Raw genomic sequence first — 21,182 nt, forward strand, 5'->3', positions numbered from 1 at the left:
AACGTTCCAGAGCTTGTTTGCTCTGAAACGTTTTTTATTTTATAGTTTGCGGCTCGAGAATTTCAACCTCAACGACATCTTCAGTAGCTGCTTTATCCTTATTTGATAAGGCAATGATTTCTTGGTCGATGCGTTCACGTTCTTTAATCAACAGTGTTTTATTATTTTCCATAGAAGCACTAATGTTTGTTAAATGAACGGCTTTGTTATCTAAGATAGATTCACGTAATTTAGAAGTCTCAACTAAAGCCTGGTATTTTTGACGTAAACGTACGTAAAGAATACCCAAAATGCACACAATCAAAAGTAAAATAGCAATAATTATTTTAAGCATGTATGTTTCTCCAATAATTTAGGATAGTATCAATTATACATGATAATTGGGGTGGCATTAAACCTTCTATTTGATTTGAAATAAAACTGACAGGGGTGTATCCTTGCCTATAATGATAATTACTATGTAAAAGAAAGTACATGAGGCAAAAAGATGACAAAAGAAATTTTAGTGGTTGGTGCTACAGGACGTGTTGGACAACGGGTGATGCGACTTTTGCAGAATAACGTAGCTTACCATGTAGTGGGAACATCGAGTCATCCAACAGCAGAATCACCATTGATTAAACTTGACCTACATGATGATTTTGAATCAATTCGTCAAGTTGTTGCTCAATTTGACATTGTATTTTTTACAGCTGGATCACGTGGAAAAGATCTTTTACAAGTGGACTTGAATGGTAATATTAAAGTTGCACAAGCTGCTGAACAAGTAGGTGTTGAGCGATTTGTACAACTTAGCTCAATTAAATCGTTAAATCAAAAAGGTTGGTCAACACCTAAAGCAGGTGACTTAACTGATTATAATATTGCACGTCATTTTGCCGATCAGATGATTACCCAAAGTAAGTTAGACTATACAATTGTTCAAGCTGGTTCGCTTTTGGAGACAGAACCGACACACAAAATTAATGTCTATCCCATCGGTGAAATGGGGCAGCGTGTGAACTTAGGCGAGGCACAGAATCGGGGAAATACATTAGATGACGTTGCTGACGTCCTCACTGAAACACTTAATTACCCTAACTTAGCTCAGCGCGTAATTGAAATTGAGAATGGCGATACGCCAATTACTGAAGCCTTGTCTCAAATCTAATTAAATCAACTTGATCAACGTTCGTTATAACATCTTTGTTGAATCACTTTGAGACGCTCTGGTAGTGATAACTGTGTTGGTATAATGATTTCTGCGTGTTTTAGTGGATCACCATTGTGACACCACCACTTCTTTAATTGAATTTCCGAAAAGGGAGTGGGTTTTAAGTTATTGCGTTGTAAACCAATGTCGAAATCTAGGTTTAAATAGAAGTAATGGACGGGTACAGTGACGGAGTCTAAAAAGGTGTAAACCGCTCGATAGTGTTCTGTTCGTAAAATCCCTTCCAAAATGATATCTAATTGATGATCGAGAGCCCAATCCAGTAAAGTGACAATTAATTTTGGTGTTAAACTATGCGGTCCTTCATGTTCTAAGAGTAATTCTCTTTTAATCGTGTCTTGAGCGATTAAAAAAGTTGTTTGTGGGTGTGCCGCTTTCAATACTCGCGCAAGTGAGGTCTTGCCACTTGCTGAGTTTCCGCGAAGTACAATGATTTGTGACATAGAGTTGAACTCCTTATTGATCTGGAAAATAGTTGCTTTAGTCTTGTGATTTGTGTAGAATATGCTATAATAATGGATTAAAGGTAGCAGGTATGCATTCAGTGGTCATCAATCAAAACCACTTTGCATTCATATATTGTATACAATATATAAAAGTAGTAAACAAGACCAAAAGGAGGAAAACAGATGAATCAAGTATCAAAATGGTTTAGATTAAAAACGTTGCAACGCGAACACGCACGTGTGCAGATGAAATTAAACCAAATCTATTCAACAAAGAGTCGTAGTACAGATTTCTTAGAACGTCAAAAGAATTTGCGTCGTCGATTGCGTACAATCGAAGAACGCATGGATCAATTAAAGCAACAATAAAGCTGATGGCCTTGCCATTGGCTTTTTTTGTAACGTTTGAATGACAAACACTTGTGTCGGCTTTAAAAGTGGGTTGAATTGGTCTATAATTAAATTCTAATGGAGTACATTGTTTATTTTAATTTTAGCGCAGTGAAGGATTACGTTAAGAATTTGTTGTTTTAGAATTTAAATGGGAAAGTGGGTAAGTAGCATGTTAGGTCAAGTAGGCGATTATCATTTCAATAAGACGACGCACAATAATTTAAAGGTTCATGTAGATGTTGCCGGAGATCCAGAGCAAAAAGCTGCTGAGGAAGAAGCCGGATTCCATGTTTCACAAAGTCTCCGTTTGCATCAGAGTTACGAAGAACGTTACAAGCGTTTTGCCAAAATGATGGAGGCCAAGAAGCCGCTCGATGAAATTGCTAAAGAATTGGACTTATCTGAAATAACGTTACATAGTCAACGTTATATGCAACGCTATACAAAGCACGAGAAATAACCTAACAACCTAGGAGTGGGATAGGTACAATGAATCAAACAGTTGCAGAATATTGGGAGACATTCCGTAAAAAAAATCAGCTTAAAGCTTCCGAACCATATGAAGCCTTTGGGTTTGGCATGACGCCAGTGGTCATTGACGAATTAGCTGAGCTAGTCGTTAAAGATAAAAAAGTTGGTACTACCAGTGCTGTGAGTTTATATGAACACGATGAGCCGATGCCTTATGTCGGTGCGCTATCCATTGTATTAAATAGCGCCGAACAACCTGTAGCTGTGATTGAAACGACACAGGTTGAAAAAATACGCTTTGATGATGTCACACCGGAACACGCACGTTTGGAAGGTGAAGGGGACTTATCATTGTCCTACTGGCGGCAAGTCCACAAAGATATATTTGAATCGTTGTTTCAAAGTGAGTTAGGGCGTCCTTTTAATGGGGATGAACTGGTTATTTTTGAAACCTTTAAACGTGTGTTTTGAAGGAGAAATCATGTGGTCAGCTGATGTCCTACTTGTTATTGATATGCAGAATGGTATTTGTCGTCGTGGGGTGGCAGATAGTCTAGATTTATCTAATCTGATGCAACGCATTAATACCCGCGTCCAAAGCTACCATGCGTTGGATAAACCCATCATTTGGCTTCAACATCATGATGATGACATAAGACGCCATACATTTGACTGGGATTTTTTACCAGAATTGATGCTTAATCGAACGACAGACGATATAATCGAAAAAAATCATCCCGATAGTTTCTACAACACCTGTTTGGACGCACGCTTGCAACAAGTAGGTGCACAGCATCTTGAAATTTGTGGTGCACAAGTCGAGTTTTGTGTCGATACGACAATCAAAGCAGCCTTTGATCGTGAGTACCAGCTCCATATGCTGCCAAATATGACAACTACTTGGGATAATGAATACATGAACGCTAAACAGACGCAGAAATTTTATGAAAATATTTGGCAAAATACTTTTGTATCTGGTCTCGCGTAAGCGACCACAAGAAAAAAATGATTGTTAATAAAAGACCCCAGACTGGTTTACCAGCTGGGGTCTTTTATTTATAGATTAATAGCATGAGGGTGTTTAGGCAAGGGTGAGATTTGTTTTTCCATCCAAATGGTATCCAGCCAGTGTCCAAATTTATAACCACTGTTTTTGAAATGACCAACTGTTTCAAATCCTTGTTTCTGATGAAAAGCAATGCTTGATGCGTTTTCAGCTGTTGTTCTAATGCTGTGTAAAGCGCTTGACCAACATGTTGTCCTTGCGCTGAATCTACGATATAGATGGTCGTTTCGATACTCCATTGATAAGCAAATCTTGAATTATAAGCATGTGCGTAACAGTAACCCAGTAGCTGATCTTGGTCATTTTCCGCTACCAAGTAGGGATAGCTTCGTTGGATTTGCTGAAACTGCTGCGTAAAATCCGTCAATGTTGGTACCAATTCATCAAAGGTTGCTGTAGAACGCGTCACATATGGTGCATAAATGCTGAGTAGTTGTGGTAGATCAGCTTTTTGAGCAGTACGAATCTTTACTGTCATGTGATACCTCGTATGAGTCCGAAAAAAAAGTCGGGTACACCCGACTTGTGTGAGAAACATTCAACTAGGCAAGTGCACCCATTGGATCCCATGGCGCTAGTTTGATTGTTTCAGTTTCAAGGGCAGCTTTTTGGGCATCGGTTAACAAATCTTTACGAACCACGATTTGGTAAGTGAATTCATCCATCCAGGCATCACTCATCACGAAGAAACCATTCGTTCCAACCTTATCACCCCAGCTGTTTTCAACTTTCCATTTTGTAGGTTGGTCGTTTACAAGATCAACACCAGTCAAAACCATGGCGTGTGTCATCATACTTTCACCGTAGTCCAAGCGTTGTGCCTTGGTTGTATCAAAGTCAACATCAAATAATTCATTCACGTCATACGCATCCAATGCCATAATTCCCTTATCACGAATTGATGATTGTCCGACATCGCTACCAAACCAAACAGATTCACCAGCTTGAAGTTGCTTGAGTGCTAGATCCTTTAAATCAGTCATTTCAAGATTAAGATATTGAACGGGCTTCCCGTTAACGACGTTTCCCAACATATCAACACTGTAGGTGTGCATGAATGGTTTGTTGGCAGTAGGGGCATTAATGACACTAATGTAGTCATTGAAGTCGATATCAATATACTTTTTAAAGAAAGATTGTGGGGTTAAGTCCGTTTCTTGTAAGAAGTTGTTGTTCTCATCCCGATATTCAAAGTCGAAAGTTTCAGGTGGAATACCTAAAGCCATGGCAAGGACATTATAAACTTCCTGAAGTAGGTCCTGACGCTTAGCTTCAATTTCACTGGCTGTGGCGTGGTCAGCCACTAATGATCGCAAAATATAGGCATGCTTTCGTAATAACTTATTCAAATATTCATTGAGCTGGGTTGAATCTGAACTACTTGCGGTTTCGGGCATTGCTGACTTAGGCACGATGCCGTACTTGTCAAAGATTGACACCATCATATCCCATTGACCACCATCTTGTTGTGGGGTTTGGAGAAGGAAAGCCACTTCGCGACTAGTACGGTCCAAGTCTGCGGTAGCCAAGATGTTTTCATAGAAGTAATTGGCCTTTTCATATTTGTCCCAGAAGAAGGTGTAGTTTTGTGAAAGTTCAAAGTTAGCAAGGTTAAAATCACTTGAAAGCTTGTGGCGCATTGTATTTAATGCGGCAAACATCCAGCAACGACCTGACTTTTTCTGATTGGCAACCTTCCCAGTATTGAGATCAATCGAAAATGTAGGGGTGTTTTCGACAAATGTGCTCTGATTTTGGGCAGAATTATTAATGCCGTTCTTCCAGACACTGCGTTGTCCCACACGTTGCGTAGGATTGGCTAAAAATGCTTCACGAAACTTATTTGTTTCTGATTGTGTAATTTCTGACATATGGAGCCTCCTTATTTCTAATAATTCTCATTTTACGCCGAAAATGATTGAAACACAATTGATGACAAAAAGTTAAACGTTTAATGAGAAAAAAATCATTTTATTGATTGACATTAGCGTTCTTATTCGTTATTCTAATGTTGTTGACGAAGATAAGATGAAGTAGACATTGAAAGATTCTCAGAGAGCTAATGGTTGGTGTGAGTTAGTAATTGGCAAATGTTGAAAATGGTCTTTGAGTCATTTGTAGTGGTGAGCCATCATGGATTGATGTGTAAGCCATTACCGGAAGTGCCCGTTATCGCACAGCGTATATCCGAACGTTGTTGACTAGTCCAACGGAAGTGGCGTACGTCTGAGCTTGTGTCAGTAATGATACGAGAAAACTAGGTGGTAACACGATTCAGATCGTCCTAGGATGCCCAAAACAGGGGTGTCCTAGGACGTTTTTATTTTGGCCAAATAAACTGTCAATCGTGTTGACTGAACACATATCTGATGAGGAACATAATATGAGTAAATTATTGAAGCAAATTGCAGTCGGTTCAGCGGTATTTGGGTTAGCAACAGTTGTGGGGTCGACTGTTTCACAAGCAGATGGGAAAGATACAAAGGACCTGAAGACGATTAAAGTGGGAATTAATTCACCTTCAAAGACAGATGATGGCGTTTGGAAACGCGTTAAAGCCAATGGTAAAAAGAATGGGATTGATATTAAACTAGTGACGTTTACCGATTTCAACCAACCCAATCAAGCGTTGCAAGACGGTCAGATTGATGCAAATGCATTCCAACACTATGCTTTTTTGAAGGATTGGAATCAACATCACCATGCTGATTTACAAGCTGTTGGACAAACGGTTTCAGGTCCAGGACGCTTATATTCTGATAAGCATAAGAGCATCAAAGACATTCCAGATGGTGGGACGATCGCCATTGCAAATGATCCAACGAATGAAGCTCGGGCACTATTCTTGTTACAATCGGCGGGCTTGATTAAGTTGAAGAGTGGTGTAGAGAATCCAACCGCTAAAGATGTTGTTTCAAGTCCCAAGCATTTAAAAATTAAGGAACTTGCGGCTGATCAAACCTTAGCTAGTTTGAAATCAGTTGATGCTGCGGTAATTTCAGCAACTTTTGTGGAAGCAGCTGGACGTAATCCGGAGTCCGCAATCTATGTATGGAATGTTGATAACAAACACACTCATCAATATATTAATATTATTGCTAGTTCAAAGGCCAAAGAAAATAAGTGGTATACCAAGGCGTTGGTAAAATCTTATCAAGCGGACAACGTTGCCAATTATATCAATAAAACGAGTCATGGAACTGAGGTACCTGCCTGGAAAGGCGCTCCACAGCCAAAATTAAAAACTGCTGAGCAAAAGTGAGGAAAATAAACGAGAAAACACTTTTAATTCTCATTTAACTAAGTTATAATCTCAAATACAAGCACAACGATAGCGTTTGATGTTCCTTTCCAAATTTTATAAACATAAATATACAACCATACTACTCAAAAACATCTTCATTATCTGCTGTGTTCTGTATGCGAAGCCTTATCAGGTTTACACCTGGTAAGGCTTTTTTAGTGCAAAAGTGGCATTTTTTTAATAAAACACTTGCATTTATGTCTTTAATATTAGAGAATACTAATAATTTAATTTTTAAGGATGAGGAGAGCAAGTGTATGGTTGGTGATGATTTACTGAATGCAAAAAAAGTAACAGTTTCATTTTTAATCAATGGTGAATGGCAGACAGGAATTTATGATGTTGATTTAGATATCGCACATGGAGAGGTGCTTGCGTTAGTCGGTGAATCTGGGTCAGGTAAAAGTACCTTTGCCACCTCGGTCATTGGTTTGCATAATAAGAAACAAACCCACGTGACGGGGAGTATCACCTTAGATGGACAGGAATTGATTGATTTATCAGACGCAGAAGAAAATCGCGTTCGTGGAGAAAAGATTGGCATGATCTTCCAAGATCCGTTGGCCGCTTTAAACCCACTCATGAAAATTGGACAACAAATTCAAGAGACATTGGATATTCATGATGTCTATCAAAAGGATCAATATCATGCACGTGTGATTGAACTATTGGATGAAGTTGGCATTGTTAATCCGGAGCGAACAGCTAAACAGTATCCACATGAACTATCTGGAGGGATGCGCCAACGTGTCATGATTGCCTTAGCTATCGCAAATGATCCGGACTTGATTATTGCAGATGAACCAACAACTGCGTTAGATACGACTATTCAAGCGCAGATTTTAGATGTTCTGCTTGAAATTCGCGACCGTAAGGAAACGGGGATCTTATTGATTACCCATGATCTAGGTGTCGTAGCTGAGGTTGCTGACTCGGTGGCAGTTATGTACGCTGGACAAATTGTTGAAAAAGCTTCAGTTCAAGAGTTATTTGAACATCCACTACATCCTTATACACGTTCGCTCTTGCGTTCAAATCCTGAGGTCGATCGTGAAGATGATGAACTCTACGTTATTCCAGGTACGGTTCCCGCATTATCCGAAATGGACCACCACAAGGATTTGTTCTTACAACGTGTTCCGTGGATGCAAGACGAAGCAGACGTAGACATTCCCGATGAACTAGTTGAAGCGCGACCAAATCATTTTGTACGAGGAACCGCTTGGCGCACATTTGAATTTCCAGATCAAAAAGGATAGTAAAAGATATGGCAGATGAAATTTTAAAATTAGAAGGTTTGAAAGTACATTATCCCATTCGCTCCGGTTTTTGGAATCGCGTGACGGACAATGTCAAGGCGGTTGATGGTGTTGATTTAACCATTAAGCAAGGTGAAACATTAGGGTTGGTGGGTGAGTCCGGATCAGGTAAATCAACACTGGGTAAAGTGATTGTTGGTTTAGAAGATATGACTGAAGGAAACTTAGTTTATGAACATGAACATGTGAACACTGCGGCTGAACGTAAGCGCGTCCAATATAACAAGGATGTTCAGATGATTTTCCAAGACTCGTTGTCTTCCTTAAATCCACGTAAAACCATCTACGATATTATTGCGGAGCCAATTCGTAACTTTAATCCTATGGATCCAGTTGCAGAAAATGACCGTATTCGGAAGTTGCTAGATATTGTGGGGTTGCCACAACGGACCCTTTTCCAATATCCTTTCCAGTTTTCAGGAGGACAACGACAACGGATTGGAATCGCCCGAGCGCTAGCGACAGATCCGAAACTGATTATTGCTGATGAACCGGTCTCAGCCTTGGACTTATCCGTACAAGCGCAAGTTTTGAATTTCATGAAGAAAATTCAAAAAGAATTAGGTATTTCGTATCTTTTCATCTCGCACGATTTAGGTGTTGTTCGGCATATGACAGACAATATTGCGGTTATGCATCATGGCCGGCTAGTTGAAAAAGGAACGCGTGAGGATATTTTTGAGAATCCACAACACATTTATACGCAACGGCTCTTAGCTGCTATTCCATCTGTGAATGTGTCAGAACGAGCAGAAAATCGGGCAAAGCGACGTGCGATTGAACAAACGTTCGATGAACGTTTTAATGAATTTTATGATGATGAGGGAATGCCTCTGCCACTTGTCCAGCTAACCGAGACACATTATGCAGCATTACCACAGCAAGACCAGAAGGAGACGGACCATGTGGAAAGTAATAATTAGACGAATTTTAATCATGATTCCACAACTTTTTATTTTAAGTTTGTTGGTATTCCTATTAGCAAAGATGATGCCAGGGGATCCATTTAGTGGATTAATTGGTCCAAACACAGACCCTAAACAGATTGCCGCATTACGTGAGGCAGCAGGCCTAAATGATCCTTGGTGGCAACAGTATATCCACTGGATTAGTAATGCCGCTCACGGTGATCTAGGGATGTCATATACCATGAAACAACCAGTCTCAACTTTGATTGGTAGTCGGATGGTGAATACTTTCTGGCTTTCATTGTTAGCCATGATTTTGACATATGCACTTGCCATTCCAATGGCCATTTCAGCAGCACGCCACGAAGGCTCACTTTGGGATCGCATTTTGTTAATTTATAACTCTGTTACTTTTGGTATTCCTGCCTATGTTGTGTACTTACTCTTTATTTTCATCTTCGGATTTACTTTGGGTCTTTTCCCAACTGGTGGTACCGTCGACCCTAATGTTTCAGGATTCTTCCCAACATTGATTAATAAGATTTATCACATGATTTTGCCAGCAATTACGATGGCATTATTGGGAACAACAGCAATTTTCACCTACCTCCGTTCTGGTATCTTAGATGAACAAACGCAAGATTATGTGAAAACTGCCCGTGCTAAAGGTGTAAGTGAAGATCATGTCTTCACGCGACATATTCTTCGAAATGCCTTGCTACCAATTGCTGCCAATTTTGGTTTTGTCATTACTGGTTTGCTTGGTGGAGCCATCTTCGCTGAAACAATTTTCGGATATCCTGGACTCGGTAAGTTATTCATTACTGCAATTACAGGACGTGATTACTCAGTGATTACAGCTTTAATTTTGTTGAACGGGTTCTTAGCCTTATTGGGAGCACTGCTTTCAGATATTATTATGGCAATTGTTGACCCACGAATTCGGATTGAGTAGGAGTAAGAAGATGAGTCGAAAATTAAAAATCAAAGAAAATGCAGGAAATGGTGGACTCCTCAAGCGGACGTTAATCCGTGAATTTAAAAAGGATGATTTAGCCCGCTATTCACTTTATATTTTAGTGGCCTTACTTTTAATCGTCTTTGTCGGGGCATTGTTTATTCCTAAAGCACATTACCTTGATGTCAATATTATAGATCAATATTTGGCCCCCATGACTGATGGCCATATCCTAGGAACAGACAACGGTGGACATGACATTATTACAATGTTGATTGTTAGTTCGCGCAATTCACTGACAATTGCCTTAGCCGTTACCTTGCTTACCTTTGTTTTCGGTACAGTTGTGGGAACAATTACGGGTTATTACGGTGGAAAGGTCGACATGATTGTCATGCGTATGACTGACTTTATTATGATTTTACCCGTGTTAATGATTATTATCGTGTTAGTCACAATCGTGCCAAAATATAATGCCACAACGTTAATTCTATTAATGAGTGCGTTTTATTGGATTGGAACCATGCGGTTGGTTCGTTCACGTGTGCTAACTGAATCACAACGTGACTATGTTAAAGCATCAAAAACATCAGGTACATTCAATTTCAAAATTATGTTCCGTGAAATTTTGCCCAATATTGCCTCATTATTAATTGCTGAAGCAACCCTTAGTTTTGCTGGAAACATTGGATTAGAGACTGGGTTAAGTTTCTTAGGGTTTGGATTGCCAGCGGGTACGCCGTCATTAGGTACGATGATTAATGAGGCCACAAATCCTGAAACGATGACCCAAATGCCATGGACTTGGGTGCCAGCGGCAGTGGTTATTCTCATTGTCGTTTTGACAATTATCTTCATTGGGCAAGCTTTGCGTCGTGTGGCTGATCAACGTCAAACGAATTAATGATAATTAAATTAGAAAAGAATTAGAAAAAACACTTGCTAAGTTAAATAAGTAATGTATAATAACTTTATTAGTAAATTTTAATCATATAGGAGTAGAGGCTATGAGTAAAGGAAAATGGATTGCAGGTGTGACCGTAGCTGCCGTTGTCTTAGGCGGTGGTGGATATGCGTATTATGCTTCACAGCACAATGATAATGCTACCGGCGGAAAAGTTGGTAATTTGAACGTCGAATACAAAAATGATAAAACGGTTAAAAAGGGCGGGAATTTAAACATTGCTTACGAGTCAGATGTCCCATTTAAAGCGCAGTTCGTTTCTGAGTTATCAGATGATGCGACAATGGCACAGATGGGTGCGCCTTCTGGTGGGTCTCTATTCAATATTGATAATGAATTTAACATTCAAAAAGGTGGACCAGCCAACATTACTTTTGACAAAAATGCCAAGACAGCGACTGTAACTTTACGTGATGACCTGAAATGGTCTGACGGAAAACCAGTTACAGCTAAGGATTATGAATTTGAATATGAACTGGTTGCTAATCCCGCCTATGGATCTTCACGGTGGACTGATTCATTAGCCAATATTGAAGGCTTGAGTGACTACCATGAAGGTAAAGCAAAGTCCATTTCCGGAATTACTTTCCCAGATGGCGAAGACGGTAAGACCATCAAGCTTCAATTCAAGGAAAATAAACCTGGTTTTAAGCATTCAGGAAACGGCTACTTCCTTGAGGCAGCTTCACCATACCACTATTTGAAAGATGTAGAGCCTAAGAAATTGGCCTCAGATCCAAAGACAACCACAAAACCTGTTGTCTTTGGTGCGTTCAAGCCTGAAAAGGTCGTATCTGGAGAATCAATTTATTACACGCCGAATAAGTATTATTATGGTAAAAAGCCTAACTTAAAGTCGATTACCTATACGACTGTTGACCCATCTAAGACAGTGGCCTCAATTAAGTCAGGGAAGTACGATATTGTCAAAGAAGGGTCACCAAACGTCTATCCACAGATTAAGAAATTGAATAATGTTGCGGTTACTGGGCAACAACAACTCTATATCGAAATGTTAAACTTTAATTTGGGACATTACGATACGAAGAAGTCTGAGAACGTGCAAGATCGTAAGACGCCATTACAAGATAAGCGTGTGCGCCAAGCTATCGGTTATGCTCGAAATGTCGATGAAGTTGATAAAAAATTTGGAAATGGATTAGAAAGTCGCGCCAACACATTGATTCCACCAATCTTTAAAGACTACTCTGATACCAAGCTTAAGGGATATCCAGAAGATATCAAAAAGGCCAACAAGCTGTTGGATGAAGCTGGTTGGAAGTGGGATAAGAAACATGAGTACCGTGAGAAGGACGGTAAGCGCCTTAACCTAACCTATATGGCTCGTCAAAAGGATTCTAACTCTGAAGCAATTGCCAAAAACTATATTCAACAATGGAAGAAGATTGGAGCAAATGTTACGCTCTATAAAGGACGTTTGACTGACTTCAATACTTATGTTCAAATCACGACATCACCAGAATCTGGCGCTTGGGATTTGACAGATTCTCGTTGGTCACTATCTTCTGATCCATCTCAAAATGATTTGTTCAGTAAGGGTGCTCAATACAACGCTGGTCACTTTACAAGTCCAGAATTAACAGAGAAGTTGAATAAGATTGATTCATCATCAATTAAGAACGATAAAGATCGTTCTGAAGCCTTTAAGGATTATCAAAAGTACATGAATGATGAAGCTTATGTCATTCCAACGTCATTCCGGACTGATTACACACCTGTAAACAAGCGTGTTGCAAATTGGTCAATGGCTTATGGAGATAACGATTTGTGGTCAAAGCTTGGGGTTACCTCAAATACACCAGCAAAGAACTAAGCTATTCTGAAGAAGCAATAATCCGAGATGGATTATTGCTTTTTTTTTTATCTCGAAAGGAGCACGCTATGACGATTAAGCCACCACATTTAAAAAAAGGGGACACACTTGCCTTAGTGACGCTTTCAAACGGTGCACTATTTGATAATGACATTGCCTTAAAAATCGGTCAGCAACGCCTGGCTGATTTTGGCTTAAGTCTCAAAGTGATGCCCCATGCAGCTGATTCACCAGAATATTTATGGGAACATCCGGAGGTACGTGCTGCTGATTTAAAGGCTGCATTTATGGATGACGATGTCAAAGGAATCGTCTGTACCATTGGCGGATGTGAGACTTATCGACTTACACCATATTTACTTTATGATCCAGAATTTATACAGGTAGTGCGTCAACACCCAAAAGTTTTTATGGGATTTTCAGATACAACGCTAAATCATCTTGTTTTCCAAAAAATTGGCTTGAATACGTTTTATGGACCTAGTTTTTTGAATGATTTCGCTGACTTAGGGCCTGAAATGTTGCCATTTGCCCGTGATAACTTTGCCCATTTCTTTGTTCCTGAGGCCTATCAGCTTGTATCAAGTCCAGTTTGGTTTGATGAGCGCCAGGATTTTTCAGCTATTAGCTTGGGCGTACAACGTATGGCACATCAAGAGCGATATGGTTATGAAACGCTGTATGGAACTGGTGCCCAGACAGGCAAACTATTAGGTGGATGTATTGAAAGTTTGTTTGATTTATTGACTGGCCACAATTTTCCTGACGAATTAACCATCAATGCAAAATATGGGCTATGGCCAAAAAATTGGCAGGGAAAGATGATGTTCTTAGAGCCGAGTCAAGAGAACCCAAATCCGAAAAAATTAGCGATTTATTTACATCGGATTGCCCAGACCGGGGTTTTCAATCAGGTATCAGGTTTATTAGTGGGCAAGTCCCAGAACCAGAAGTATTTTCATGAATATCGGAAACTGTATCAACAGCTTGGTGAACGATACCATTTACCAGTACTTTATAATGTTAATTTTGGTCATGGCTTTCCACGACTTTCAATGCCATATGGTGTTGAAACTGAAGTTGACTTTGATAAACAGACGATTACATTACTAGAATCGCCGTGGACATAAATAAACGAAAAGGAGCGCAACTTAAAAGTTGCTCTTTTTTTTCTGCACTAAATCAAAAAGGAACTTTACTTCTATATAATTCACTTCTAAAACGTTTAAAACACGAATGATATAAATTAATCAAGTCAATTTTAAAGCTAAATGTTTACATTAATGAATAATGGTGGTTAAATGTATGTAAATAAGACGTAAATCAATGTTCGTGGAGGAAAATATGCCAAAAGTAGCTGTCATTATGGGGTCACAATCAGATTGGCCAACCATGCAAGAAACAACCAACATTTTTGATGATCTCAATATTGAATATGAAGTTCATATTGTTTCCGCTCACCGAACGCCTGAAAGAATGATTTCATTTGCGCAAAACGCACGTGAAAATGGGTTTGGCATCATTATTGCTGGAGCTGGTGGTGCGGCACACTTGCCAGGTATGGTTGCAGCAGCAACAACGCTTCCCGTGATTGGTGTGCCAATTCAATCAAAGGCCCTAAATGGTATGGATTCGTTGTTAAGCATTGTTCAAATGCCAAGTGGTGTACCAGTTGCCACAGTTGCAATAGGTACGGCAGGTGCGAAAAACGCAGCTTACTTAGCCGCACAGATATTGGGCGTTACAGATTCACACATCGCTCAAGCCATTACCGATTTTCGTAAGCAGCAAGCGGATGCAGTTATTGAAAGTGAGGCACATTTAAATGACTAAGCCAATCTTACCACCCGCAACTATCGGTATTATTGGTGGCGGACAGTTAGGACAAATGATGGCCTTGGCTGCTAAGCCAATGGGGTACCGCGTCATCGTTTTAGATCCAACGCCAAATGCACCTGCCGGTCAAGTTGCCGATGAACAAGTAATTGCGTCATATAATGATGCTGCCGCTTTAACCGATTTGGCTCGACGTGTGGATGTGCTGACCTATGAATTTGAAAATGTCGATTTAGCAACACTTGAAACCTTAGGAACATTAACGCCATTACCACAAGGAACTGAGTTGTTAGCAACGACTAAAAACCGGTTGTCTGAAAAGAGATTTTTACAAAGTTTGAACTTACCAGTTACTGAGTTTGCTGAAGTGAAAAACGTTGCTGATTTAGATGCTGCGGTTCAACAAGTTAAATTGCCTGCCATCTTGAAGACTGTTGAAGGTGGATATGATGGTCATGGTCAATGGGATATTCCAGACCGTGAGGCATTGGCAGAATTAGTTGCCCATTGGGATAACGATATTGAAGAAACATTGATTTTAGAGCATCGCATTGATTTCGAATATGAAGTCAGTGTAATGGTCACAACAGACGGAACAGATACAACCCGTGTCTGGCCAATGACCGTCAATGAGCATCACAAACATATCTTACGTAGTTCATTAGCCGATGGCCAACAATCCACGCACTTACAAGCCATTGTTACCGATATCGCTCAAAAAATTGCGCAGGCCTTTAACTTAAAGGGTGTGTTAGGCATTGAAATGTTCGTAAAGGGCGATGCCATTTACATCAATGAATTAGCACCACGACCACATAACTCGGGTCACTATAGCATTGAAGGCACGAATGTTTCTCAGTTCGAAGGACATATTCGCAGTATTACTGGTCTGTCGATTCCTGAAATCACCTTAGCAGCACCAAGCATGATGCTGAATTTGTTGGGTGAAACACTCGTTAAGGCTCGTGAAGCATTTGTCGATCATCCCGAATGGCACTTCCACGACTATGGTAAGGCTGACATTAAGCCATTACGAAAGATGGGACACATCACGGTTACTGGAACTGAAGCAATTAATGCATTAAAAGCATGGGGGATGTCAAATGGCGCATACTGAAATTGAACAAGGTAATTTAATTACCGCAGGTAAGGCTAAGGCTTTATATGAAACAAACAACCCAGAATACATCTGGGTCCACAATTTAGACCAAGCCACAGCTTTAAATGGTAAACGAAAAGAAGCTGTTGCAGACAAGGCCTATTATACAAATCAAATTAGCCGTTATTTATTTGAATACTTAAATCAAAAAGGGGTTCCAACGCATTATGTGGAAGCCTTAAATGAGACTGATAGCTTAGTCCATCGTTTGACGATGCTTCCAATTGAAGTTGTAACACGTAATTATGCTTCAGGACATTTCGTGAGTCGCTTCGATGTTGAACCGATGTTTCCATTGGAACCCACCGTTCTGGAATTCTATTACAAATCAGATGCTTTGGATGATCCATTCATGAATGACTCACAAATACTTGCCCTCAATCTGGCATCACTGGAAAATATCACGCGAATTAAAGACCTAACCCACCAAATCAATCCACTCTTAAACCAATTGTTCGATGAAATTGGTATTACCTTAGTTGACTTCAAGCTTGAATTTGGTCGTAATACCGATGATGTCATCGTACTAGGCGATGAACTTTCACCAGATAATATGCGATTAGTTGATCAGACCACGGGTGACTCACTCGATAAAGATGTTTTCCGTCAGCAAACTGGCGATTTAACGACTGGTTATGCCCAAGTGCTCACACGTCTACAAGCAAAATTAGGAGAATAAAAATGTATTTAGCAAAAATCAAAGTAACGTATAAGCCTTCAGTTTTGGATCCACAAGGAGAGGTCATCAAGTCTGCACTGCACCGCCTAGACTATGAAACCGTAGAACAGGTTATTCAAGGTAAATACTTTGAGGTTAGGTTATCCGCTGATTCATTGGCTGCTGCCAATGGTTTGGTAGAATCAATGACCGAAGCACTTTTGATTAATCAAAATACGGAAACTTACAATTATACCGTCGAGGAGGTTGAAGCCTAATCATGAAATCAGTTGTAGTTCGTTTCCCAGGCTCTAATTGTGATGAAGATATGTTTTACGCTTTGCAAGAACTTGGATTAAATCCAAGTTTCGTTTCAGCCCAAAGTAACATGTCCTTAGCCGATTATGATGCAATTTTTCTTCCCGGTGGGTTCTCTTATGGTGACTATTTACGAACAGGTGCTATTGCTCGTTTCTCACCAATCATGCAGGCTGTGCAAGCTGCAGCAGATAATGGACAACTTGTTGTTGGCATTTGTAACGGTTTCCAGATTTTAACAGAAAGCGGTCTCTTACCTGGGCAGCTGATGATGAACGAAGTGCCTGGTTTCATTTGTGATGAAACACTATTACAGGTTGAACAAGCTGAATCAGCCTTTACCAATGCCTACACCACAGACGAAATCCTTATTCCCGTCGCACACGCTGATGGGCGCTACTATGCTGATGAACAAACTTTAGCTGACCTCGAATCCAATCATCAAATTGTCTTTAAGTACACATCTAATTTAAATGGTTCTGAAGATATGATTGCCGGTATTACCAACAAGCAAGGCAATGTCTTGGGCATGATGCCTCATCCAGAACGCGCGGTTGATCCATTAATCGGCAATACGGATGGTCAAAACTTCTTCAAGAGTATTTTAGCAACGGTTGCAACACAAGGAGTGAACTAACATGGTCGAGATGGTATCTAATCCAATGGCAAATGAGCCAAACCCCACTGACATTCAAACAACTAAGTTGTATGAAGCTTGGGGCTTAACTGAACATGAATATGATTTGATTGTTGATGAACTAGGACGATTACCGAATTATACTGAAACAGGCTTATTTTCAGCCATGTGGTCTGAACACTGTTCATATAAGAAATCAAAACCTGTTTTACGAACATTTTGGTCAAAAAATGAACGTGTACTTCAAGGACCAGGTGAAGGTGCCGGTATTTTAGATATTGGTGATAACCAAGCCGTCGTCTTTAAAGCTGAATCACATAATCATCCTTCAGCAGTTGAACCATATGAGGGTGCTGCTACAGGCGTTGGGGGAATCTTACGTGATATCTTTTCGATGGGTGCCCAGCCAATTGCAGTGCTTGATAGTCTTCAATTTGGAGATGTTACGTCAAAGCAAACGCAACGTCTAATTGACGGCGTGGTTGCTGGCATTGCTGGATATGGTAATGCAATTGGTATTCCAACCGTTGGTGGCGCAATGAACTTTGATGCGACGTATCAACATAATCCCTTAGTCAATGTCATGGCCGTCGGGTTGCTTGATCAAGATTTGCTACATGTTGGAAAAGCTGAAGGTGCTGGAAACGTTGTGCTATACGTTGGGGCAACAACTGGACGTGACGGTATTCAAGGGGCTACCTTTGCTTCAGCTGAATTTGATTCTTCCGAAGATCAAAATCGTTCAGCCGTTCAAGTTGGTGATCCCTTTATGGAAAAGCTTGTCATGGATGCAACCATTCAAGCCATTCAAGAATACGGCGATGTCATTGTCGGCGTTCAAGATATGGGGGCCGCTGGTTTAGTATCGTCAACGGCCGAAATGGCTGATAAAGCTGGTATGGGAATGATTTTAGATTTGGATCAAGTCCCACAGCGTGAAGAAAATATGACCCCCTACGAATTAATGCTCTCTGAATCACAAGAACGCATGATTCTGGTTGTTAAAAAGGGAAACGAAGATGCCGTAAAGCAGATCTTCACAGATGCCGACTTAAACGCGATTGTGATTGGTGAAGTTACCGATAATAAACAGTATCAACTTACCTTTGATGGGGCGCTGGTAGCCGATGTGCCTGTTGATTTCTTAACATCAGCCCCAAAGGTTGAATTGCCACAAACTGAACCTGCTCGTTTAGTTGAAGCAACAACAGCGCAATATCAACCTGAAGTGACAGATGCTACTGCTGTTTTAAAGCAATTATTAGCACAACCAACGATTGCTTCTAAGGCAGCTTTATATCGCCACTTTGATTGTAGCGTTCGTGCTGACACCGTTATCAAGCCCGGAGGCGATGCGGCAGTTGTACGTGTTCGCGGTACGGAAAAAGCTTTGGCAATGACGACAGACATCAACAGTCGTTACACATATCTTAACCCTTATATTGGTGGACAATGGGCCATTTTGGAAGCAGCACAAAACATTGTCGCAACTGGAGCCGAGCCAATCGGAATTACGGATTGTTTGAATTTTGGAAACCCTGATGATCCAGAAATTTATTACGAATTAGCGCAATCCGTTGCCGGAATCAATGAAGTGGCTCAAGTGATTAATACACCTGTCATTTCTGGAAATGTATCCCTATATAACGAAACGGATGGAACTGCGATTTATCCTACGCCGATGGTCGGTATGGTGGGCTTGCACACATCAACAGATGATATTACGACCATTCAAGCTAAACAAGCTGGCGATGCCGTTTATCTTGTTGGTGAATTAAAAGCACAATTTAATGGTAGTGAGATTCAACACATGCAAACTGGTTCAGTGTCAGGAGACTTATTCTCAATTAACGTGGATCATGCTCAGGCAGTACAAGCGAAAATACTTGAAGCCGCGCAAAGTCATTATGTCAATAGCATTCATGACATTGCTGAAGGTGGTCTCGGAGTAGCCTTAGCAGAAATTTTGTTTGGAACACCATTTGGTGCCGATGTTACGGTAGCCACCGACATGGTAAACATTTTCGCTGAAGCACCAAGTATGTTTATTGTCACGGTAGCTCCAGCAGAACAAGCAGTGTTCGAGGCTTTGATGGGCGACGAAGCAACAAAGTTGGGTGAGATCACGGAAAATCCAACCCTTAAGCTTGTCGCACAGGATCAAACAATTAACGTATCCGTATCTGATGTAGAAAGTGTGTACAAGGACAGCTTATGGCAACAACTACAATAGTAAATGAACGTTCGCTAAATGAAGAATGCGGTATTTTCGGCGTCTGGGATAATCCAGAAGCCGCTGAATTAACTTTTTATGGCTTACATGCGTTACAACATCGCGGACAAGAAGGTGCCGGTATTGTTTCAAAGAAGGCTGATGGTCGTCTCTGGCAAGAACGAGGTTTAGGACTATTAAGTGAAGTCTTTGCCGATCCACGCCGAATGATGAATTTGGTTGGGGATTCAGCAATTGGGCATGTTCGTTACGCCACGGCAGGCAGTAACGGAATTGAAAATATTCAACCATTTATGGTGAATTTTTCTGACATGCAAATTGCATTAGCACATAACGGTAATATCACCAATGCCAAGACGTTACGTCAAGAACTTGAAGATGAAGGTGCAATTTTCCAATCTTCATCGGACACGGAGATTTTGTTGCATTTGATTCGTCGTTCCAAGGCCCTGACCTTTGATGAAAAATTGCAAGAAGCACTTCTCAAATTACGTGGTGGATTTGCTTTCTTGCTCTTAACACCAAATGCCATGTATGCAGCCTTAGATCCACATGGTTTCCGACCGTTTGTCATTGGTCAATTACCTGATGATGGCGCATATGTGGTTGCGAGTGAAACCGCTGCATTGGCTTCTGTGAACGCTGAATTTGTGCAAGACGTGCAACCAGGTGAATTGATTCGATTTGATAACGCTGGTATGCATGTTTCTAAGTATACTGAGCACACGACATTGAACATTGATGCCATGGAGTACATCTATTTTGCCCGACCAGATTCCAATATTTATGGCGTCAATGTGCACAAGGCCCGCAAGCGGATGGGTAAAGCCACCGCTATTGAACACCCAGTTGCTGCTGACATGGTTGTTGGGGTGCCAAATTCATCCTTATCAGCTGCCATGGGATATGCCGAACAAGCTCATTTGCCTAATGAAATGGGCTTGGTGAAGAATCAATATATTGCACGTAGTTTTATTGAACCCACGCAAGAGAAGCGCGAACGTGCTGTACGCATGAAATTAAGTGCCGTACCTGCGATTGTTTCAGGTCAACGCGTCATTCTAGTTGATGATTCAATCGTCCGTGGGACGACATCAAAGTACATCATCAAAATGTTGCGTGATGCCGGAGCCAGTGAAGTCCACGTTCGGATTGCGTCACCTGAATTTAAGTACCCATCATTTTATGGTGTGGATATGCAGACAACGGATGAGCTGATGGCTGCGCATCACTCGAAAGCTGAAATGTGTGACATTATCGGAGCTGATTCATTGGAATTCTTGTCTGTCGATGGGTTAATTGATAGCATCGACTTACCTTATCCAGGGGCCGGCAATGGACTGACAACGGCCTACTTTGATGGTCACTATCCATCGCCAGTTTACGATTACCAAGCTTCATTGGCAAAATTAGCTGAAGCTGGCGTGGTGACCTTTGAACCCGAACCCTAATCACTACTTTTAAA

Annotated in this window: 23 protein-coding genes and 1 other annotated feature; of the genes, 19 read left to right on the top strand and 4 right to left on the bottom strand. The window is 40.7% G+C overall.

Translation table 11 applies throughout. The annotated features are described in order from the left end of the window. Positions 1-34: 34 nt before the first annotated feature. On the bottom strand, positions 35-334 hold the full coding sequence (locus tag IE337_RS03895; protein ID WP_191136833.1) for a hypothetical protein: 300 nt from the start codon (positions 332-334) through the stop codon (positions 35-37). Positions 335-487: 153 nt separating this feature from the next. Here IE337_RS03895 and IE337_RS03900 point away from each other — a divergent pair, with 153 nt between their 5' ends. Continuing rightward, positions 488-1,150 (top strand): NAD(P)H-binding protein, encoded by a 663-nt coding sequence (locus tag IE337_RS03900; protein WP_191136834.1) that lies wholly within the window; start codon positions 488-490, stop codon positions 1,148-1,150. A 14-nt stretch (positions 1,151-1,164) separates the two neighbouring features. On the opposite strand, the gene IE337_RS03905 is transcribed toward IE337_RS03900, so the two are convergent. Then, positions 1,165-1,656, bottom strand: coding sequence for a kinase (locus tag IE337_RS03905; RefSeq protein WP_191136835.1), 492 nt, complete (start codon positions 1,654-1,656; stop codon positions 1,165-1,167). A gap of 186 nt (positions 1,657-1,842) precedes the next feature. Between IE337_RS03905 and IE337_RS03910 the strand changes: the two genes are divergently transcribed. The 4 genes from IE337_RS03910 (at position 1,843) to IE337_RS03925 (ending at position 3,511) form a co-directional block, all read left to right on the top strand. Beyond that, a complete protein-coding gene (locus tag IE337_RS03910) occupies positions 1,843-2,028 on the top strand; it encodes a hypothetical protein (RefSeq protein WP_057743466.1) in 186 nt (61 codons plus the stop codon). Between the two features lie 193 nt (positions 2,029-2,221). Further along, a complete protein-coding gene (locus tag IE337_RS03915) occupies positions 2,222-2,512 on the top strand; it encodes a hypothetical protein (protein ID WP_057743470.1) in 291 nt (96 codons plus the stop codon). Between the two features lie 29 nt (positions 2,513-2,541). After that, a complete protein-coding gene (locus IE337_RS03920; protein WP_191136836.1) occupies positions 2,542-2,994 on the top strand; it encodes an ASCH domain-containing protein in 453 nt (150 codons plus the stop codon). Positions 2,995-3,004: 10 nt separating this feature from the next. Further along, entirely contained in the window at positions 3,005-3,511 is a 507-nt protein-coding gene (locus tag IE337_RS03925; protein WP_191136837.1) for an isochorismatase family protein, read from the top strand. A 64-nt stretch (positions 3,512-3,575) separates the two neighbouring features. On the opposite strand, the gene IE337_RS03930 is transcribed toward IE337_RS03925, so the two are convergent. Both IE337_RS03930 and IE337_RS03935 read right to left on the bottom strand, forming a co-directional pair. Next, entirely contained in the window at positions 3,576-4,067 is a 492-nt protein-coding gene (locus IE337_RS03930) for a GNAT family N-acetyltransferase (RefSeq protein WP_191136838.1), read from the bottom strand. Between the two features lie 64 nt (positions 4,068-4,131). Continuing rightward, positions 4,132-5,460: a C1 family peptidase gene (locus tag IE337_RS03935; RefSeq protein WP_191136839.1), complete on the bottom strand. Its 1,329-nt coding sequence runs from the start codon at positions 5,458-5,460 to the stop codon at positions 4,132-4,134. A gap of 140 nt (positions 5,461-5,600) precedes the next feature. Beyond that, positions 5,601-5,879, top strand: a binding site (T-box leader). Positions 5,880-5,972: 93 nt separating this feature from the next. On the opposite strand from IE337_RS03935, the gene IE337_RS03940 reads away from it, so the two are divergent. The 14 genes from IE337_RS03940 to purF all read left to right on the top strand — a co-directional run bounded on the left by IE337_RS03940 (position 5,973) and on the right by purF (position 21,168). Next, positions 5,973-6,851, top strand: coding sequence for a MetQ/NlpA family ABC transporter substrate-binding protein (locus IE337_RS03940; RefSeq protein ID WP_191136840.1), 879 nt, complete (start codon positions 5,973-5,975; stop codon positions 6,849-6,851). A 299-nt stretch (positions 6,852-7,150) separates the two neighbouring features. Beyond that, complete coding sequence (locus IE337_RS03945) at positions 7,151-8,152, top strand: ABC transporter ATP-binding protein (protein WP_191136841.1); 1,002 nt, start codon at positions 7,151-7,153, stop codon at positions 8,150-8,152. Positions 8,153-8,160: 8 nt separating this feature from the next. Next, the gene (locus IE337_RS03950) at positions 8,161-9,135 is read left to right on the top strand and encodes an ATP-binding cassette domain-containing protein (protein ID WP_057743489.1); all 975 of its coding nucleotides are present in this window, start codon (positions 8,161-8,163) and stop codon (positions 9,133-9,135) included. Further along, positions 9,116-10,075, top strand: a complete 960-nt coding sequence (oppB, locus tag IE337_RS03955) for a murein tripeptide/oligopeptide ABC transporter permease OppB (protein WP_057743492.1) — start codon at positions 9,116-9,118, stop codon at positions 10,073-10,075. The genes IE337_RS03950 and oppB overlap by 20 nt, the downstream gene beginning before the upstream one ends. Positions 10,076-10,085: 10 nt before the next feature. Next, positions 10,086-10,982, top strand: coding sequence for an ABC transporter permease (locus IE337_RS03960; protein WP_191136842.1), 897 nt, complete (start codon positions 10,086-10,088; stop codon positions 10,980-10,982). 103 nt (positions 10,983-11,085) lie between these two features. Then, positions 11,086-12,876, top strand: a complete 1,791-nt coding sequence (locus IE337_RS03965) for an oligopeptide ABC transporter substrate-binding protein (protein ID WP_191136843.1) — start codon at positions 11,086-11,088, stop codon at positions 12,874-12,876. A gap of 68 nt (positions 12,877-12,944) precedes the next feature. Further along, entirely contained in the window at positions 12,945-14,006 is a 1,062-nt protein-coding gene (locus IE337_RS03970; RefSeq protein WP_191136844.1) for a S66 family peptidase, read from the top strand. A gap of 214 nt (positions 14,007-14,220) precedes the next feature. Then, positions 14,221-14,709 carry a 5-(carboxyamino)imidazole ribonucleotide mutase gene (purE, locus tag IE337_RS03975; protein ID WP_191136845.1) on the top strand — a complete coding sequence of 163 codons (489 nt, stop codon included), beginning with the start codon at positions 14,221-14,223 and terminating at the stop codon, positions 14,707-14,709. Further along, positions 14,702-15,829, top strand: coding sequence for a 5-(carboxyamino)imidazole ribonucleotide synthase (purK, locus tag IE337_RS03980; protein WP_191136846.1), 1,128 nt, complete (start codon positions 14,702-14,704; stop codon positions 15,827-15,829). Before purE ends, purK begins: the two co-directional genes overlap by 8 nt. Then, positions 15,816-16,550: a phosphoribosylaminoimidazolesuccinocarboxamide synthase gene (locus tag IE337_RS03985; RefSeq protein ID WP_191136847.1), complete on the top strand. Its 735-nt coding sequence runs from the start codon at positions 15,816-15,818 to the stop codon at positions 16,548-16,550. The genes purK and IE337_RS03985 overlap by 14 nt, the downstream gene beginning before the upstream one ends. A gap of 2 nt (positions 16,551-16,552) precedes the next feature. Next, the gene (gene purS, locus IE337_RS03990; RefSeq protein ID WP_057743510.1) at positions 16,553-16,807 is read left to right on the top strand and encodes a phosphoribosylformylglycinamidine synthase subunit PurS; all 255 of its coding nucleotides are present in this window, start codon (positions 16,553-16,555) and stop codon (positions 16,805-16,807) included. Positions 16,808-16,809: 2 nt separating this feature from the next. Next, positions 16,810-17,484, top strand: coding sequence for a phosphoribosylformylglycinamidine synthase subunit PurQ (purQ, locus tag IE337_RS03995; RefSeq protein WP_191136848.1), 675 nt, complete (start codon positions 16,810-16,812; stop codon positions 17,482-17,484). A 10-nt stretch (positions 17,485-17,494) separates the two neighbouring features. Next, positions 17,495-19,717 (top strand): phosphoribosylformylglycinamidine synthase subunit PurL, encoded by a 2,223-nt coding sequence (gene purL, locus IE337_RS04000; RefSeq protein ID WP_481064599.1) that lies wholly within the window; start codon positions 17,495-17,497, stop codon positions 19,715-19,717. Next, positions 19,699-21,168: an amidophosphoribosyltransferase gene (gene purF / locus IE337_RS04005; protein ID WP_191136850.1), complete on the top strand. Its 1,470-nt coding sequence runs from the start codon at positions 19,699-19,701 to the stop codon at positions 21,166-21,168. The genes purL and purF overlap by 19 nt, the downstream gene beginning before the upstream one ends. Positions 21,169-21,182: the final 14 nt, after the last annotated feature.

It is taken from the genome of Weissella viridescens, assembly GCF_014789145.1.
In the GTDB taxonomy this organism is placed as follows: domain Bacteria; phylum Bacillota; class Bacilli; order Lactobacillales; family Lactobacillaceae; genus Weissella; species Weissella viridescens.